At 64.5% G+C, this 17,718-nt stretch carries 15 protein-coding genes; 8 read left to right on the forward strand and 7 right to left on the reverse strand.

Annotation, left to right across the window (positions count from 1 at the left end; translation table 11 throughout):
* Positions 1-149: 149 nt before the first annotated feature.
* Positions 150-515 (forward strand): chitin-binding domain-containing protein, encoded by a 366-nt coding sequence (locus tag C404_RS39845; RefSeq protein WP_021194358.1) that lies wholly within the window; start codon positions 150-152, stop codon positions 513-515.
* Positions 516-796: 281 nt separating this feature from the next.
* Here the strand turns inward: C404_RS39845 and prmB are convergent, their stop codons facing one another.
* The 7 genes from prmB to dapC all read right to left on the reverse strand — a co-directional run bounded on the left by prmB (position 797) and on the right by dapC (position 6,285).
* Positions 797-1,699 carry a 50S ribosomal protein L3 N(5)-glutamine methyltransferase gene (gene prmB / locus C404_RS39850; protein ID WP_021194359.1) on the reverse strand — a complete coding sequence of 301 codons (903 nt, stop codon included), beginning with the start codon at positions 1,697-1,699 and terminating at the stop codon, positions 797-799.
* Between the two features lie 7 nt (positions 1,700-1,706).
* Positions 1,707-2,225: a class IV adenylate cyclase gene (locus C404_RS39855; protein WP_021194360.1), complete on the reverse strand. Its 519-nt coding sequence runs from the start codon at positions 2,223-2,225 to the stop codon at positions 1,707-1,709.
* Positions 2,225-3,376 (reverse strand): succinyl-diaminopimelate desuccinylase, encoded by a 1,152-nt coding sequence (dapE, locus tag C404_RS39860; protein WP_021194361.1) that lies wholly within the window; start codon positions 3,374-3,376, stop codon positions 2,225-2,227. The genes C404_RS39855 and dapE overlap by 1 nt, the downstream gene beginning before the upstream one ends.
* Positions 3,377-3,401: 25 nt before the next feature.
* A complete protein-coding gene (locus tag C404_RS39865) occupies positions 3,402-3,746 on the reverse strand; it encodes an arsenate reductase (RefSeq protein WP_021194362.1) in 345 nt (114 codons plus the stop codon).
* A 4-nt stretch (positions 3,747-3,750) separates the two neighbouring features.
* Positions 3,751-4,146 (reverse strand): membrane protein, encoded by a 396-nt coding sequence (locus C404_RS39870; protein ID WP_021194363.1) that lies wholly within the window; start codon positions 4,144-4,146, stop codon positions 3,751-3,753.
* Between the two features lie 69 nt (positions 4,147-4,215).
* Complete coding sequence (dapD, locus tag C404_RS39875) at positions 4,216-5,043, reverse strand: 2,3,4,5-tetrahydropyridine-2,6-dicarboxylate N-succinyltransferase (RefSeq protein WP_021194364.1); 828 nt, start codon at positions 5,041-5,043, stop codon at positions 4,216-4,218.
* Positions 5,044-5,085: 42 nt separating this feature from the next.
* A complete protein-coding gene (gene dapC, locus C404_RS39880) occupies positions 5,086-6,285 on the reverse strand; it encodes a succinyldiaminopimelate transaminase (protein ID WP_021194365.1) in 1,200 nt (399 codons plus the stop codon).
* Positions 6,286-6,437: 152 nt separating this feature from the next.
* Here dapC and C404_RS39885 point away from each other — a divergent pair, with 152 nt between their 5' ends.
* From C404_RS39885 to C404_RS39915, 7 genes are all read left to right on the forward strand, one after another.
* On the forward strand, positions 6,438-7,367 hold the full coding sequence (locus C404_RS39885; RefSeq protein WP_021194366.1) for a DMT family transporter: 930 nt from the start codon (positions 6,438-6,440) through the stop codon (positions 7,365-7,367).
* 38 nt (positions 7,368-7,405) lie between these two features.
* On the forward strand, positions 7,406-8,455 hold the full coding sequence (locus C404_RS39890) for an alpha/beta fold hydrolase (RefSeq protein ID WP_021194367.1): 1,050 nt from the start codon (positions 7,406-7,408) through the stop codon (positions 8,453-8,455).
* A gap of 251 nt (positions 8,456-8,706) precedes the next feature.
* The gene (gene smc / locus C404_RS39895) at positions 8,707-12,222 is read left to right on the forward strand and encodes a chromosome segregation protein SMC (protein ID WP_021194368.1); all 3,516 of its coding nucleotides are present in this window, start codon (positions 8,707-8,709) and stop codon (positions 12,220-12,222) included.
* Positions 12,223-13,452 (forward strand): cell division protein ZipA C-terminal FtsZ-binding domain-containing protein, encoded by a 1,230-nt coding sequence (locus tag C404_RS39900; RefSeq protein ID WP_021194369.1) that lies wholly within the window; start codon positions 12,223-12,225, stop codon positions 13,450-13,452. It begins immediately after the preceding gene.
* A gap of 17 nt (positions 13,453-13,469) precedes the next feature.
* Positions 13,470-15,917: an NAD-dependent DNA ligase LigA gene (gene ligA / locus C404_RS39905; protein ID WP_021194370.1), complete on the forward strand. Its 2,448-nt coding sequence runs from the start codon at positions 13,470-13,472 to the stop codon at positions 15,915-15,917.
* A 24-nt stretch (positions 15,918-15,941) separates the two neighbouring features.
* A complete protein-coding gene (def, locus tag C404_RS39910) occupies positions 15,942-16,475 on the forward strand; it encodes a peptide deformylase (protein WP_021194371.1) in 534 nt (177 codons plus the stop codon).
* A gap of 84 nt (positions 16,476-16,559) precedes the next feature.
* On the forward strand, positions 16,560-17,681 hold the full coding sequence (locus C404_RS39915; RefSeq protein ID WP_021194372.1) for a hypothetical protein: 1,122 nt from the start codon (positions 16,560-16,562) through the stop codon (positions 17,679-17,681).
* Positions 17,682-17,718: the final 37 nt, after the last annotated feature.

Below are 17,718 nucleotides of genomic sequence, written 5' to 3' on the forward strand. Positions count from 1 at the left end.
GCCATCGTCGGGCGCGTCCTTTCTTTGCCTACCTTTCTTTGGCAAGACAAAGAAAGTAGGTCGGCCCCGGCAGGGGACGAAACAGAGATGGACCAAAAACGCGCCCCCCAGCGTAAACTTCAGGATATCCAACCCCGAAGGAGCCCCCCATGACCCGCGCACTCACACTCACTACGCTGCTGTGTGCGCTAGCAATAACGGTAACGGCCTGCGACCGCCACCCATCCCCGTCCAGCCCGCCCACACCGCAGACCACCAAAGCCGAAAAAGCCGCCGCCGCCCTGGCCAAGGCCGCCGCCGAATTCAAATGCCCGTCACCATCGGCCCGCTTCATGATCGACGACGGCACGAACCGCGGCCCCAACCAGCCCGTACGCACCAACTGCACCACGGCCTACGCCACCTGCGACGCCCAGTCGCAAGCTGTCTTCGACCACTGCCCGAGCGGCCAGGTTTTCGATAAGCGCTTTTCCATCTGCGTCGTGAAAGACGCGTGCGATGAGGTGCGGTCCTAAGCCCCGCGAGTCAGCACCGGCTTCCTCCGCGTGTTGCCCTCGACGCATCGCGTTCCGAACGCCGAACGTGAGGTTCTGAACAGCAATCACGGGGCCTTGAACAGGGAATGCGAGGTTCCGAACGCAGCCCCCCGAGGTTCAGAACTCCACGCACCGAGTCCGGAGCCGCAACCACGGCGTCTGGAACGCAAAACGCCGAGCTTTGAGCCCGGCGTCTGGTGTTCCTGAACCTCAAGTGCCGCGTTCCGAACCTGAAATGTCGAGTCCGAAACGCCGTGCGCCTACAGCGCCTCGCGCGTGACCAAGAAGACTTGGTCTTCGCCCGCGCTGGTCGGCAGCCAGACCAGATCAAGATCGGGGAACGCCGCTTCGACGTTCTCGCGCTCATTGCCAATCTCCACCACCAGCACGCCATGCGGCTTCAGGTGGCGCGGCGCATCGGCCAGGATGCGGCGCACGATGTCCATGCCGTCATTGCCACCAGCCAGGGCCATGCGTGGCTCGGCGAGGTACTCAGGCGGCAGCGCCTGCATCGAGGTTTCATTCACATACGGCGGGTTCGTCAGGATCACGTCGTAGTGCACGCCCGCAGCCAGTGGCGCATACAGATCACCTTCGTGCAGGCGGATGCGGTCTTCCAACTTGTATTCGTCGACGTTGCGGTTGGCCACCACCAAGGCATCCGGCGATAGGTCCACCGCATCGATCGTCGCATTCGGCCATTGCAGCGCCGCCAGGATCGACAGGCAGCCGGAGCCGGTGCACAACTCCAGTACGTCAGTCGGACCGTCTTCCTGGTCGATCCACGGTTCCAGGCCTTCTTCCAGCAATTCACCAATGAAGCTGCGCGGCACGATCACGCGTTCGTCCACGTAGAAGCGCATGCCGTGCATGAACGCCTCGTGCGTGATGTAGGCGGCGGGCACGCGGTCGACGGCGCGGCGCTCGATGACCTTGAGCACGGCGGCCACTTCCTCGGGCAGCAGGCGCGCGTCCATGAATGGTTCCAGCGTGTCGATCGGCAGATGTAGCGTGTGCAGGATCAGGTAGGCGGCTTCGTCGTAGGCGTTCTCGCTGCCGTGGCCGAAGACGAGGCCGGCAGCGGTGAAGCGCGACACGGCGTAGCGCAGCAGGTCGCGCACCGTGGTGAAGGGGTGGGAGGCGGGGAGGGTGTGGGCGGTCATGTTTGGCTCAGTGTTGTTTGGCAGCGAGCAGGTCGACGTAGGCCACGTCGAGCAGGTCGGTCTCGGCAATGCCGAGGGCATGCATCAGTTGATGGGCGATGGCCACGCCGTCATCCTCGGATTGGTCATCGCGCAGCACGACTTCAAGTTCGACGAAATCGCCGAGGTCTTTGACGGCATCGACGTGAATACGCGTCTGGCCGGCGAGATACAACTGCCGCACCTTGATGACGCGGCCGGCGGTGCCGATGGCAGCGGCCAGCGTGTCGCGCAAGGCATCGGGCGCGGTGGTCGGCACGATGTTGTAGCTGGACACGCGCGGGCCGGTGCTGTTGGCGCGGAAGTAGTGGATCAGCTCACCGCGTTCAGGCGAAAACTGTCGTAACTTGAGGCGCCCATTCGCGCAGGCGAAGAAGGTGTCGTCCTGGTCGATACGCTCGGGGCCCGAATCCGCGATGGCGGCGGCGCGTTCCAGCAGCGCCACTACGTCGCGTACTCGCGCCTTGATCTCGACGTTGCGGGCCATCAAGCGATCAACGTTTCCAACACGCGGCGATACACGTTCTTCAGCGGCTCGATAAAGGCCACCTCCACGTGCTCGTCGATCTTGTGGATGCTCGCGTTTGGCGGGCCGAATTCGATCACCTGTGGGCAGATCTTGGCGATAAAGCGGCCGTCCGAGGTGCCGCCGGTGGTCGACAGTTCGGTGGTCACGCCACACTCGGCCTGGATGGCGGAAGCGAGCGCTTCGGACAGGTCGCCGCGCTCGGTCAGGAAGGGCTCGCCGCCCAGCGTCCAGTCGAGTTTGTAGTCGAGGCCGTGCGCATCGAGGATGCTGTGCACACGTGCCTTCAGGCCGTCCGGCGTGCTGGCCGTCGAGAAGCGGAAGTTGAAGTCGATGGTGACGTGGCCCGGGATGATGTTCGTCGCGCCCGTGCCGCCGTGAATGTTCGACATCTGCCACGTCGTCGGCGGGAAGTATTCGTTGCCGTTGTCCCAGGTGGCGGCGGCCAGTTCCGCCAGCGCGGGCGCAGCCAGGTGGATCGGGTTCTTGGCCAGATGCGGATACGCGATGTGGCCCTGCACGCCATTCACCGTGAGCTTGCCCGACAGCGAACCGCGTCGCCCGTTCTTGACCATGTCGCCGAGCGTGGACACCGACGTCGGCTCGCCGACCACGCAGTAGTCGAGGCGTTCGCCGCGTGCGCGCAGCAGGTCGCACACCTTGACGGTACCGTCGTGCGCCGGGCCTTCTTCATCGCTGGTGATCAGGAAACCGATTGAGCCGGCGTGGTCCGGGTGCTTGGCGACAAATTCTTCCGACGCGACCACGAAGCCGGCGATGGACGTCTTCATGTCCGCCGCGCCGCGCGCGTAGAGCTTTCCATCACGGTGCGTGGGCTCGAACGGATCGGAGTGCCATTGTTCGACGGGGCCGGTGGGCACCACATCGGTGTGGCCCGCGAAGACGAGCAGCTTGCCTGCGGTGCCTGCCGTGCCGCGCTTGACGGCCCACAGGTTGGTCACGCGAAAGTGGTCCGGGCCGCTGACCACGGTTTCGCATGTGAAGCCGGCGGCGGTCAGGCGTTCGATCAGCACGTCCTGGCAGCCCTTGTCTTCGGGCGTGACGGAGCGGCGGCGGATCAGGTCTTCAGTGAGGGCAAGCGTGGGCGACATGTCGGTCACGGTGATGTTGTTTGGGTTAGAACAGGCCGGCGTACTGGTCCGCCGAGAAACCGACGTTGACGCTCTTGCCGTGCACCAACACCGGCCGCTTGATCAGCGACGGGTTGGCTTGCATCAGTTCGATGGCGCCGGCTTCGTCCTCTGCACGCGCCTTGTCGGCATCCGACAGCGCGCGCCACGTGGTGCCCTTGCGGTTGAGCAACGTCGTGAGCGGCACATGCTTGAGCCAACCGGCCAGCATATCGGCGCTTACGCCCTGTTTCTTGAAATCGTGGAACGTGTACGCAACGCCGTTCGATTCGAGCCACGTGCGGGCTTTCTTCACGGTGTCGCAGTTGGGAATGCCGTGCAGGGTCGTCATGGTGTCAATGTTGGGTGGCGACGATGAGCGCTGCGATGGCCAGCACAAAACCGATGGCGGCCAGCCAAGTCATGCGCTTCAGGCGCCGTTCGAGCCGCGCGGCTTCGTTGCGCAGGGCGTCGATGGTGATGGCGTGCTGCTCGGCGAGCAGCTTGACGGATTCGGCCTGCTGCAGGATCGCCGCTTCCAGCTCGGCAATACGTGCAGTCTGGGTATTCGGGTCGGACGCGGCACTGTCCGTACGAGCAGGTTCGGTGCCGGTCTTCTTGCGGTTCTTGAACTTGTCGATGGTCTTGTTCGCCTGCTCCAGGATGGTGGGCAGCAACGACAAGACAGTACCGATGGTGTTCGGATCAAGACCCATGATGCGTTGGCGCAGTTTGTCGAATTTTCCGGACATGCTGCGTTCAGGTTGGTTGGCGTGCCGGTCAGACTACACGACACGCCAGCCGTTCCGGCTTAGTCGCCCTTAGTCGCCACGGAGCAGCTCGTTCAGGCCAACCTTGGCGCGCGTCTTGGCGTCGACCTTCTTGACGATCACGGCGCAGTACAGGCTGTGCGTGCCGTCCTTGCTCGGCAGGTTGCCCGCCACCACCACCGAGCCTGCCGGGATGCGGCCGTAGCTGACTTCACCGGTTTCGCGGTCGTAGATCTTGGTCGACTGACCCAGGTACACGCCCATGGAGATCACCGAGTTCTCTTCCACGATCACGCCTTCCACCACTTCCGAACGCGCGCCGATGAAGCAGTTGTCTTCAATGATGACCGGGTTGGCCTGCAGCGGCTCCAGCACGCCGCCGATGCCCACGCCGCCCGACAGGTGCACGTTCTTGCCGATCTGCGCGCACGAACCGACGGTGGCCCACGTGTCGACCATCGTGCCTTCATCCACATAGGCACCGATGTTCACGTACGACGGCATCAGCACAGCGTTCTTGGCGATGAACGAACCACGGCGCGCCACGGCCGGCGGCACCACACGGAAGCCACCCGCGGCAAAGTCTTCGGCCGTGTAGTTGGCGAACTTGCTCGGCACCTTGTCGTAGAACTGCGTGAAGCCGCCAGCAGCCATCGGCGCGTTGTCTTCCAGGCGGAACGACAGCAGCACGGCCTTCTTGATCCACTGGTTGACGATCCACTCGCCGTCCTTCTTCTCGGCCACGCGCAGCGCGCCCTTGTCGAGCTGGCCGATCACGTTGGCCACAGCTTCGCGGACATCGGCCGGAGCGGCCTTGGGCGACAGGTTGGCGCGGTCTTCCCACGCTTGATCGATCAGGGATTGCAGTTGTTGCGTCATGGCTTGTTGGCTCTAGGAAAGATTCGAAAAAGGGGTAGGGGATCAGCGTTGCTGGCAAAACTCGACAATGCGGCGCGCGCCTTCCAGGCATTCGTCCACGCCGGCCACGAGGGCAATGCGCACGTAGTCCTGGCCAGGGTTCGTGCCGTGCGCCTCGCGGGCGAGGTAGCTGCCCGGCAGCACGGCGACGTTCTTGGCAGCCAGCAGCTGGCGTGCGAATTCGGTGTCCGACAGGCCCGTGCGCTTGACGTTGGCCCACAGGTAAAAGGCCGCGTCAGGCAGGGCCACGTCCAGCACCTCGGCCAGCATCGGCGTGACTTGCTGGAACTTCTTGACGTACTGCGCGCGGTTGTCGCGCACGTGGGCCTCGTCGTTCCATGCGGCGATGCTAGCGGATTGCACTGACGGGCTCATCGCGCTGCCGTGATACGTGCGATACAGCAGGTAGGCCTTGAGCAGTTTGGCGTCACCCGCCACGAAGCCCGAGCGCATGCCCGGCACGTTGGAGCGTTTGGACAGGCTGGAGAACATCACCAGCCGATCAAAGCCGCGGCCCAGTTGGTGCGCCGCCTGCAGCGCGCCCAGCGGCGGGTTGGCCTCGTCGAAATAGATTTCGGAGTAGCACTCGTCCGACGCGATGATGAAGCCGTATTCGTCCGACAGCGCGAAGAGCTGCTTCCAGTCTTCCAGCGTGAGCACGGCGCCGGTCGGGTTGCCCGGGCTGCACACGAAGACGAGCTGCACGTTGCGCCATTCCTCGGGCGTGATCGAATCGAAGTCGGGCGCGTAGTTACGCGCCGGGTTGCTGTTGGCAAACAGCGGCGTCGCGCCAGCCAGCAGGGCCGATCCTTCGTAGATCTGATAGAACGGGTTCGGGCACAGCACGCGGGCACCGGGCTTGCTGCCGTCGATCACGGTCTGCGCGAACGAGAACAGCGCCTCGCGCGAACCGTTGACGGGGATGACCTCGGTGGCCGGATCGACCTTCGGCAGGCCGTAGCGGCGCTCCAGCCATGCGGCGATGCACTGTCGCAGTGCATCGGAACCCAGCGTCGTGGGATAATTCGCCAGCCCGCCGAGCGCGGCGACGAGCGCATCCTTGATGAGCGCAGGCGTCGGGTGCTTGGGTTCGCCGATGCCGAAGCTGATCGGCGTATGCGCGGCGCTGGGCGTCACGTCCTTGACGAGCGCTTTCAGTTTTTCGAACGGATACGGCTGCAGGGCGGACAGGCGCGGATTCACGGTGCGGGGCGGGTTGGGTGAGCAAGCTCGGCGCTTGCGGGCGGAGCCCGAAATTATACGGCTAACTGCGCGGCCAACGTGTGTTGGCCACCGGATGGGTCACCTCGGACATTGCAGGAAGCGGCGGTTTTCCGCCGTTTTTTATTGGATTCATGACAACGATTGCCTCTTCGGCGCCCTCAGCAGACGGCGCCACCCATCACGAGCCGCAATGGACGGCGGCACTGTTCATCCTCGTGGGTGCCTCGGTCTGGGGGATTTCCTGGTATCCGTACCGCCTGCTCGCTGGCTGGGGACTGGGCAGCATGCTGGCCTCTTCGGTGACGGGTGCCGTGGCCGCCGTGATCGCGGCCGTGGTGCTGCGGCGGCACTTTCCCACTTTCCAATGGTCTTGGGTGATCCCAGCGCTGGGGCTGGCAGCGGGCATCACCAATGCAGGCTTCGTCTGGGGCACGGTGCACGGCACGGTCATGCGTGTGCTGCTGCTGTTCTATCTCACGCCAGTGTGGACGGCGCTGCTGGCGCGCTTTTGGCTGCATGAGCGCCTGGGGCTGCGCGGCGGTATTTTGCTCGCATTGGCCTTGTCGGGAGCCATGCTGATGTTGTGGTCGGGGCGGGCCGGTACGCCGTGGCCGGGTTCGGCGGCGGAATGGGCGGGGTTGATTGCCGGCTTGGCTTTCGCGTGTAACAACGTGCTCTCGCGCCTGGCGGGGCAGCGTCACCCGACCATGCGGCCGGAAATGCGTACCGTGGTCGTCTTTACCGGTTCTGCCCTGGTGGGCTTGCCGGCGGCAGTTCTGCTCGACGGTGTGCAGGCGATGCCCGCCGCAATCGCGCAACCCAACACATGGATGCTGCTGCTCGGTATGGCATGTGTGCTGGTGGGCGGCAATGCCATGGTGCAGCGCGGTTTGCAGCGGCTGCCGGCCAATCGCGCCGCGCTGCTGATGCTGTTCGAGATTGTGGTGGCGGCCGTGTCGTCGGCGCTGCTTACGTCTGAGCGCTTGTCGATGCAGGAAATGGTGGGCGGTGCCTGCATCATCCTGGCGGGCGCGCTGTCGGGCCTGTCGCGGCGCAAGTAGCGCGCAGGCGTTTCACGAATCCATCAAGGAGTGGGTTGATGTCGCTTCGTTTGATTTCCGTTGCGCTGGTTGCCGCCTTGGCAATGTCGGGTGTGTCCGCCCAAGCCGCACCTGCTGCTGAGAACGGCCCCGCATATGGCCCCCGGCTGGAGGGCTTCGACTATCCGGCACCCGTCCACCTGTTCAAGTTCGAATCCCAGGGTAACGCGCTGGAGATGGCCTATCTGGACATCAAGCCCGAGCAGGCCAACGGCCAGGTCGCAGTGCTGCTGCACGGCAAGAATTTTTGCGCGGCCACCTGGGAAGGCACGATCCAGGCGTTAACGGGCGCCGGCTATCGCGTGATCGCGCCGGACCAGATTGGCTTCTGCAAATCGAGCAAGCCGCGTGCGTATCAGTATTCGTTCCAGCAACTGGCGAGTAACACGCACGCGCTGCTGGCCTCGCTGGGCATTCAGCAGGCCATCGTGATCGGCCACTCGACCGGCGGCATGCTGGCCACGCGCTATGCGCTGATGTATCCGACCGAAGTTTCGCGGCTGGTGATGATCAACCCGATCGGCCTGGAAGACTGGAAGGCCAAGGGTGTGCCATCCATGACGGTCGACCAATGGTTTGCGCGCGAGAAGCAGACCAACGCCGAGCGTATTCGCGCGTACGAGCAATCCACGTACTACGCGGGCCAATGGCGTGCGGACTACGAACCCTGGGTGCAGATGCTGGCCGGCATGTACCGCGGCCCGGGGCGGGACCTGGTGGCGTGGAACTCGGCGCTGCTGTACGACATGATCTACACGCAGCCCGTGGTGTACGAATTCGGCCAAGTGCGCCCTTGGACACTGCTGCTGATCGGCCAGAAGGACACCACCGCCATCGCCAAAGACACTGCGCCGCCGGAAGTGCGCGCCCGCCTGGGCAACTACCCGGAACTGGGTCGGGCGACTGCCAAGGCCATTCCGCGTGCGACGCTGGTGGAATTTCCGGATGCGGGCCATGCGCCACAAATTCAGGACGCTGCTGCGCTGCACCAGGCATTGCTGGAGTGGCTAGCCAGCCCGGATATTTCCCGCACGCGCAGGCCGGATTGATGTCGGCATGTCCGAAAGGTGAAATTGCTGACAAATCCTCAGCAATTTGCCTTCTGGGATCGCAAATTTCGTCCATTTTTGTGCCATTCGTATTGGCTGGAGCCCGGGTGCCCGATGGTATGATGACGCCATCCGCGCCCCCGGCGCGCGCCTTGCAATCCCGCGCCCCGTGGCGTTGACGTGATTGCGACAGCGCAAGTCTCGGGCGCCCGCTTCATCACTCTTACTGATCCCTTCGAGACGACCTCAACGTGCGCCTCTCCTCGATCAAGCTCGCAGGCTTCAAGTCTTTCGTCGATCCGACCAATTTCCATGTTCCGGGCCAGCTCGTCGGCATCGTCGGCCCGAACGGTTGCGGTAAATCCAACATCATCGATGCCGTGCGCTGGGTGCTCGGCGAATCACGCGCTGCGGAACTGCGCGGCGAATCGATGCAGGACGTCATCTTCAACGGCTCCACGCAGCGCAAGCCCGCTGGCCGGGCCAGCGTCGAACTCGTGTTCGACAATGCCGAAGGCCGCGCCGCTGGCCAGTGGAGCCAGTACGCCGAAGTGGCGGTCAAGCGCGTCCTGAGCCGCGATGGCACCTCGTCGTACTTCATCAACAACCAGGCGGTGCGCCGCCGCGACATCCAGGACATCTTCCTCGGCACGGGTCTGGGCCCGCGCGCCTACGCCATCATCGGGCAGGGGATGATCTCGCGCATCATCGAGGCCAAGCCCGATGACATGCGCATTTTCCTGGAAGAAGCTGCGGGCGTGTCCAAGTACAAGGAACGCCGCCGCGAAACCGAAAACCGCCTGTCCGACACGCGCGAGAACCTGACCCGCGTGGAAGACATCCTGCGCGAACTCGGCACCAACCTCGAGAAGCTTGAAGGCCAGGCTGAAGTTGCGCAGCGCTTCCAGGCTCTGCAGGCCGACGGCGAAGAAAAGCAGCATCTGCTGTGGCTGTTGCGCAAGCGCGAGGCGCAAGGCGAGCAGGAGCGCCATCAGCGCGCCATCGAACAGGCGCAGATCGATCTCGAAGCGCAGACCGCGCAGTTGCGCCACATCGAGGCTGAGCTGGAAACGATGCGCGTTGCGCACTACGCATCGTCCGACGCCATGCACGCCGCACAGGGCGCGCTGTACGAGGCCAACGCCGAAGTCAGCCGCCTGGAAGCCGAGATCCGCTACGTGGTGGAGTCGCGCAACCGCATCCAGCAGCAGATCGCCACGCTGACCGCGCAGCAGGATCAATGGCACACGCAGGGCGATCAGGCGCAGGAAGACCTGGCCGCCGCCGAAGAAGAGCTCGCCATGGCCGAGGAGCGCGCTGCGCAGGCGGCCGAGGAAGTCGCTCGCAAGTCCGACGAGCTGCCTAGCCTGGAGGCCCAATGGCGCGATGCGCAGACCGCGCTGAACGACCAGCGCGCCGCCATCCTGCAATCGGAGCAGGCGCTCAAGCTAGAAGCCGCGCACCAGCGCAACGCCGATCAGGCCTTGCTGCAACTGCAGCAGCGCCGCGAACGTCTGTCGCAGGAATCCTCCGGTCTCGACAGGCCGGACGACGTGCAGCTCGAAACACTGCGCGCCGAGCTGGCCGAACAGGAAGAGGTGCTGGCCGAAGCGCAGGCCGCGCTGGAAGACGCCGAGACGCAGCTTCCGCAGCTCGACGAGGCGCGCCGCGCCGCGCAGGAGCGCGTGCAAGCGGAAGCCGCCGCCATCGCCAGCCTGGAAGCCCGTCTTGCCGCGCTCAAGCAGTTGCAGGAGAACGTGCAGACCGACGGCAAGGTCCAGCCGTGGCTGGCCAAGCATGAACTGAGCGAACTGCCGCGCTTCTGGAAGAAGCTACAGATCGAGCAGGGCTGGGAGCCCGCGCTCGAAGCCGTGCTACGCGAGAAGCTCGGCGCGCTGGAGGTTTCCAACCTCGATTGGATCAAGGCGTTTGCCGCTGACGCGCCGCCCGCCAAGCTGGCGTTCTATGCGCCGCCGCCAGCTGCGCGTCCGGTGGAGGCGCCGGCCGGGCTGCGTCCGCTGATGTCGCTGCTGCAGGTGACCGAGCCAGGCATCCGCGCCGTGCTGCAAGACTGGCTGGCCGACGTCTACATCGCTGACGACATGCAGGCCGCGCTCACCGAGCGTCCGACGCTGCCGGAAGGCGGTACGTTCGTCGTCAAGGCCGGGCACTTGATCGGCCGTTCATCGGTGCAGTTGTATGCGCCCGATTCCGAGCAGGCCGGCATGCTGGCCCGCGCGCAGGAAATCGAGAACCTGCAGAAGCAGGTGCGTGCGCAGATGCTGCTGTCGGATGAGGCCAAGAGCGCCGCTGTGCGTGCAGATGCGGCCTACACCCAGGCCAGCCAGGCACTGCTGCATGTGCGGGCCCGCGCCGATCAGGCCACGCGCCGTGTGCACGTGCTGCAGATGGACGTGCTCAAGCTCTCGCAGGCCATGGAGCGCTACAACGCCCGCAGCGGCCAGATCGACAGCGAGCTGGAAGAGATCCGCGCACAGATCGAAGAGCAGCGCGCCATCCGTGCCGAATCCGAAGCGACCTTCGAGCAGCACGACGCGGCACTCGCCGATCTGCAGGCGCGCTTTGAAGACAACCAGCAGGCGTTCGAGGCGCTCGAGGTTCGCCTGAGCGATGCGCGGAATGCCTTGCGCGATCAGGAGCGCGGCGCACAGGAGGCGCACTTTGCTGAGCGCAATCTGCAGAACCGCATTGCAGAACTGAAGCGCAACATCCAGGTGGCGAGCGATCAAGCACAGCAGATCGTGCTGACGCTGGAAAACGCCCGCGCCGAACTCGAAACCATCAACGAGCAGACCGCGCACACGGGCCTGCAGGAAGCGCTGGAGCGCCGTGCCGAGAAGGAAGAAAAGCTCGGCGCAGCGCGCATTGAACTGGATGCACTGACGGCCCAGTTGCGTGCCTTCGATGAGCAGCGCCTGACCGCTGAACGCGCCCAGCAACCGCTGCGCGACCGCATTACCGAACTGCAGTTGAAGGAGCAGGCCGCACGCCTGAACCAGGAGCAGTTCTCCGAGCAGCTCGCCACCGCCAACGTGGATGAAGCTGCGCTGGCCGAGCGTCTGACGGGCGACCTCAAGCCCTCGTACCTGCAAGGTGAAGTCACGCGTATCAACAACGCCATCAATGCGCTGGGCCCGGTCAACATGGCTGCGCTGGATGAGCTGGCTGCTGCGCGTGAACGCAAGGGCTTCCTCGATGCGCAGTCTGCCGACTTGAACGACGCCATCACCACGCTGGAAGACGCGATCCACAAGATCGACCAGGAAACGCGCTCGCTGCTGCAAGGCACGTTCGACCAGGTCAATCACCACTTTGGCGAGCTGTTCCCGACGCTGTTCGGTGGCGGCCAGGCCAAGCTGATCATGACCGGCGAAGAGATTCTCGACGCCGGCGTGCAGGTGATGGCGCAACCGCCGGGCAAGAAGAACTCGACGATTCACCTGCTGTCGGGCGGCGAGAAAGCGCTGACGGCGATTGCACTGGTGTTTGCGATGTTCCAGTTGAACCCGGCCCCATTCTGCTTGCTGGACGAGGTGGACGCGCCGCTGGACGACGCCAACACCGAGCGCTACGCCAACATGGTCAAGCGCATGTCTGACAAGACCCAATTCGTTTTTATTTCTCACAACAAGATTGCGATGGAAATGGCGCAACAGCTCATCGGTGTGACCATGCAGGAACAAGGCGTGTCCCGGATCGTGGCGGTGGATATGGATGCCGCACTGACCATGGCGGAGGCCGCGTAAATGCAAGACAACAACCTGGTCATGGCGCTGCTGGGCGCTGGTGTTGTTTTCGTACTGGTGATCGTGGTCTACAACCAGTGGCAGATTCGAAAGGCACGCCGTCCGGAAGCCTACAACCCGTCTGTTGACGAGGTCCCACGCGGTGAAGGCTGGACAGGGAACGAGCGCCACGAACCGGCGCTGGGTGGCGAGCGAGATGAGGCTGGTCGCGTCGAGCCGCGACTGGAACCCGGCCTCACATCACAGCCGCATGCACCGTCCACCGGTAGCGCGGAAACCGAAGCTGGCGTGATCGGCGCTGAACTCACACCCACCAGCGAAGAGGCTGCGCGGGAAGCTGCTGAAACGGGTCAAGCGGAAGAGGTGGTCGAGCCTGCACCAGGCTCGCTGGAGCCTGCCAACGGCGTGATCGACCCGCTGATCGATTGCATCGTTTCGTTGCACCCCGAGCGCGAAGTGTCGGGCGATCGCCTGTTGCCGGCGCTGTCCAAGCTCCGCCGCGCAGGGACCAAGCAGATCCACGTGGAAGGCCTGAATCCCGCGGCAAACGCCTGGGAAGCCATTCGCGCCGGCCAGCGCTACCTGGATCTGCAGGTGGCTGTGCAACTGGCTAACCGCACCGGCCCGCTCAACGCGTTGGAGTTCTCGGAGTTCATCAACGCGATCGACCCACTGTCGGACGCGGCGGATGCCGTGCCCGAGTTGCCTGACATGAACGAGACCATCGCCAATGCGCGCGAGCTCGACGCGTTTGCCGCCGAGTGCGACGTGCAGCTTGGCGTAAGCGTGATCTCCGACGGCGCACCGTGGTCGGCTGCCTACGTGCAGACCGTGGCCACGCAGGATGGCCTGGTGCTCTCGCGCGATGGCACGCGCTTTACGCGCTACCACGCCGGCACCGACGGCGTGCAGCGCGCGCTGTTCACGCTGCAGTTTGGCGACACCAACTTCCTGCGCGATGACCTGACCGTCAAGGGCGGCCGCCAGATCACGCTGCTGCTGGACGTGCCAGTGGCTGAAGAGGCATCCAAGCCGTTCAAGCTGGTCTGCGAGTACGCTTACACGCTGTCGCAGCGTATGGGCGCGCAGGTGGTGGACGACAACCTGCGTCCGTTGACGGAGCAGTCCTTCGTTGCCATTCAGAAGCATCTGCGGGTGCTGTACGACAAGCTTGAATCGCGCGGCGTGCCCGCCGGTTCCAGCGCCGCGGTGCGCTTGTTCAGCCACTGACGCGTTCCCCATTTCCCATGAGCAAGACCGCAGAACCCGCGTCCGGACCGTCCTCGAAAGACCGGCCCGAGACGCGGGCAGCGTGGCTGCGCGCCACGCTCAACCGCTATGCCCACGAGTACTACGTGCTCGACCAGCCCAGTGTGCCGGACGCCGAATACGACCGGTTGTACCGTGAGTTGGAAGCGCTGGAAGCTGAATATCCGGAACTGAAAACACCCGACTCCCCTACGCTCCGTGTGGGCGGGGCGATCCTGCCGGAGTTTGCGCAGGTCCGGCATGTCATTCCGATGCTGTCGATCCGCACGGAGACCGACACCACCGCCAACGGTGCCCGTGCGTTCGATGCCAGCGTGCGCCGTGAGCTTGGCCTCGATGAGACCGATCCGCCTGTCGAATACGCGGCTGAGCTGAAGTTCGACGGCCTGGCGATCAGCCTGCGCTACGAGCGCGGCTTCCTCTTGCAAGCAGCCACACGCGGTGATGGCACCACGGGCGAAGACGTCACGCAGAACATCCGGACGATCCGCCAGATTCCGCTGGGGCTTACGCCTGTGGACGGGTCTGTGCCCGAGGTGTTGGAAGTACGCGGCGAGGTCTATATGCGCCGCGACGATTTCGAGAAGCTCAATGCCCGTCAGCGTGAGCGCGGCGACAAAACCTTCGTCAACCCGCGCAACACCGCTGCCGGTGCGGTGCGTCAGCTTGACCCGAAGATGGCCGCCGAGCGCCCGCTGTCGTTCTTCGCCTATGGCCTGGGCGAAGTGGTCGGCTGGAGTGGCCTACCCAAGACGCACTCCAGCATGCTCGATGCGCTGCAGGCGTTCGGCTTCCCGGTCAGCAAGGAGCGTGCGGCAGTGAAGGGCGGCGAAGGCCTGGTCGAATTCCACGCCGCCATTGGTGCCAAGCGCGACAGCCTGCCGTTCGATATCGATGGCGTGGTCTACAAGGTCAATGACCTGGCATTGCAACGCGAACTGGGCTTTCGCACGCGCGAGCCGCGCTGGGCGGTGGCGCACAAGTATCCGGCGCAGGAAGCATTGACCACCGTCGAATCGATCGACGTGCAGGTTGGCCGCACGGGCGCCATCACGCCGGTGGCGCGTCTGGTGCCCGTGTTTGTTGGTGGCGTGACAGTCACCAACGCGACGCTGCACAACGAAGACGAAGTCCGCCGCAAGGACGTGCGTGTAGGCGACACCGTGATCGTGCGTCGTGCGGGAGACGTGATCCCCGAGGTGGTGAGCGTGGTGCTCGACCGTCGTCCAATGGATGACGTGCCGGGCAGCGACCTGTTCAACTCACAGCAGCAGCCCAAGTACCCGCCATTCGAGTTGCCGAAGACCTGTCCGGTATGCGGTTCGCATGTGGTGCGCGAAGTGGGCGAAGCGGTGGCGCGTTGCTCGGGCGGCCTGTTCTGCTCGGCGCAGCGCAAGGAAGCGATCCGTCACTTTGCCGGCCGCCGCATGATGGACATTGAGGGCCTGGGCGAGCGCTATATCGACAACCTGGTCGAACTGGACTACGTGCACGGTATTGCCGACCTGTACAAGCTCAAGCTCGAAGACCTTCTCGAGATGAAGCGTCGCGCCGACGAGCGCGACGGCCGGGGGGGCGACACTGCCCCCGAGACCGTTGCCGCCGGCAAGATCGCCACCAAGTGGGCGGAGAACCTGCTTGAGGGTATCCAGGCCAGCAAGACGCCGCCGTTGGCGCGCTTCCTGTTTGCGCTGGGTATTCGCCACGTAGGCGAATCGACCGCCAAGACACTCGCCGATTGGCTGGGCAGTCTGGCCATGATCCGGCGTGCGCCGGCGCCGTTGTTGTTGGCGTTGCCGGACGTGGGCGCAACGGTGGCGGAGGCCATCGCCGATTTCTTTGCCGAGCCGAAGAATCAGCAGGCGTTGGATGCGCTGCTCGAAGCCGGCGTCACCCCCCAGGGTGAGCATGCGCCCAACGCCAAACTACGCGAGAAACTGGAGCCGGCCGAGTTGTACGCCACGCTCGGTGTGCCCAAGTTGACGGCTACGCGCGCCAAGCAATTGGCGGTGGTGGCCCCCACGCTTGCGCAACTGGCGGCTGTGGAAGCCGGGCAGTTGGCCGGCCTACCGGCGGACGTGTCCGCATCGCTGCTCGAATGGCTGGGCGCGCATGATCATCGTGCGCAACTCGTGCAGCTTGATGCACTGCGCAACGAACTGCTCGCAGTCATGCCGGCCGAGGCGGCGGAAGAGGGCATCCTTGCTGGCAAGACCGTCGTGCTGACCGGCACGCTGCCCAACCTCACGCGCGATGACGCCAAGGCGATGCTGGAAGCCGCCGGCGCCAAGGTGTCGGGCTCGGTATCGAAGAAGACCGACTACGTCATCGCCGGTGAAGAGGCTGGCAGCAAGCTCGCCAAGGCAGAAGAGCTGGGGGTGAAGGTTCTGGACGAAGCGGGTATGCTCGCGCTGTTGCAAAAATAGCCAGAAATAGGCTGGAGACTCGGCATGATCCGAAACATCCTCAAAATGGGCGACAGCCGCCTGCTGCGCGTAGCAAAACGGGTCGAACGCTTTAGTACGCCCGAGCTGACCGCGCTGATTGAAGACATGTTCGACACGATGGACGCCGCGCGGGGAGCCGGCCTGGCGGCGCCGCAGATCGGCGTGGACCTGCAGGTCGTCATCTTCGGATTCGATCGCAACGAGCGCTATCCGGATGCGCCAGCGGTGCCCAAGACGGTGCTCATCAACCCGACCATCGAGCCGCTGACCGACGAGACGGAAGAAGGCTGGGAGGGCTGTCTGTCGGTGCCAGGCCTGCGCGGTGTGGTGCCACGCTACACGCGGTTGCGCTATACCGGCTTTGACCAGCACGGCCACACCATCGACCGCATTGCCGAGGGCTTCCACGCGCGCGTCGTGCAACACGAATGCGACCACCTCCAGGGCGTGCTGTACCCCATGCGCGTGAAAGACTTTACCCGCTTCGGCTTTACCGAAATCCTGTTTCCAGAACTGCCTGCAAATCACGACGACTGAGCCGACGGCGGATCGTGACTGTGGGAGCGCCGCACCCGTCCGTGGGGGCGGGTGGGTGCATTTTTCATCCACGACGGAGATGATATGAAGCGTGATGGTTTGAAGGGGTGGCGCCGGCTGGCGCTTGGGATGGCCGCGGTGGCCTTGCTTGGATTGGCGGCGTGCGCCGGTCCGCAGGCGACGGACACGGCCGCCGCACCGGTTGCTGAGAAGCCTCAGGGCCCGGTCTGGCAACGCGTGCATCTGGGCAGCGATGCCGCTGCCTACGACTTCCCGGTCTACGCCAACCATCCGCTCAATGGCGACCTGAGCGGCATCCGCGAAGTCGTGCTCGTGCAGCACGGTCTGCAGCGCAACGGCAACGACTACTACAAAGCTGGTGTTGATCTGCTCGCGGCGAGCGGCCGCAATCCCGATGAAGTCCTGCTGATTGCCCCGAATTTTCCCGGTGAGCCGGATGCGGGCAAGGGCTTCGACGGTATGCCGGTGTGGTCGGTGGACGGCTGGATCGGCGGTTTCAATGCGACCAATGCGCCGTACACCGAGCTGAGCTCGCTAAAGGTGCTGGACGACCTGATCAGCTACGTGACCGACCCGGCGCGCGCCCCCAACGTCAAACGCGTGACGGTGGCTGGCCACTCGGGCGGCGGCCAGATCGTGCAGCGCTACGCCGTGCTTAACAACGTGGACGAGGGCATCCGCAAGCGGGGCATCGACCTGAGCTACGTCATCGCCAATCCGTCGTCGTATCTGTACTTCACGCCGGACCGGCCGCAGGGCAAGGGCTTCGCCCGCTACAGCACCCGCACCTGCCCAGACTACGATCACTACAAGTACGGCATGGTCGACATGGTTCCGTATGCGGCCGGCAAGAGTGGCAAGGTGTTGTTCAGCCGCTATGCACAGCGCCACGTGACGTATCTGGTTGGCACGAGCGACAACGACCCGAACCACCGCGTGCTCGACAAGACCTGCGGTGCCGAAGCCGAAGGCCCGACGCGACTGGACCGCGCCCGCAACTACTGGCGCTACGAGCGTCACCTGGCCGGCCCGCGCAAGCGCATCAATCACCAGTCGCACGAGGTGATCGGCGTGGGGCATGATCAGGCGAAGATGTTCGGCTCGCGTTGCGGTGCGCAGGCCGTGTTCGGCACGCCGGCATCGGCCAACACCACCGGTGCAGCCTGTCAGGCGCCGCAGCGTTGATCTAGCTGCAGCGGCCATAAAAAAACCGGTCAGCGCA

The organism is Ralstonia sp. AU12-08, from assembly GCF_000442475.1.
GTDB lineage: Bacteria > Pseudomonadota > Gammaproteobacteria > Burkholderiales > Burkholderiaceae > Ralstonia > Ralstonia insidiosa.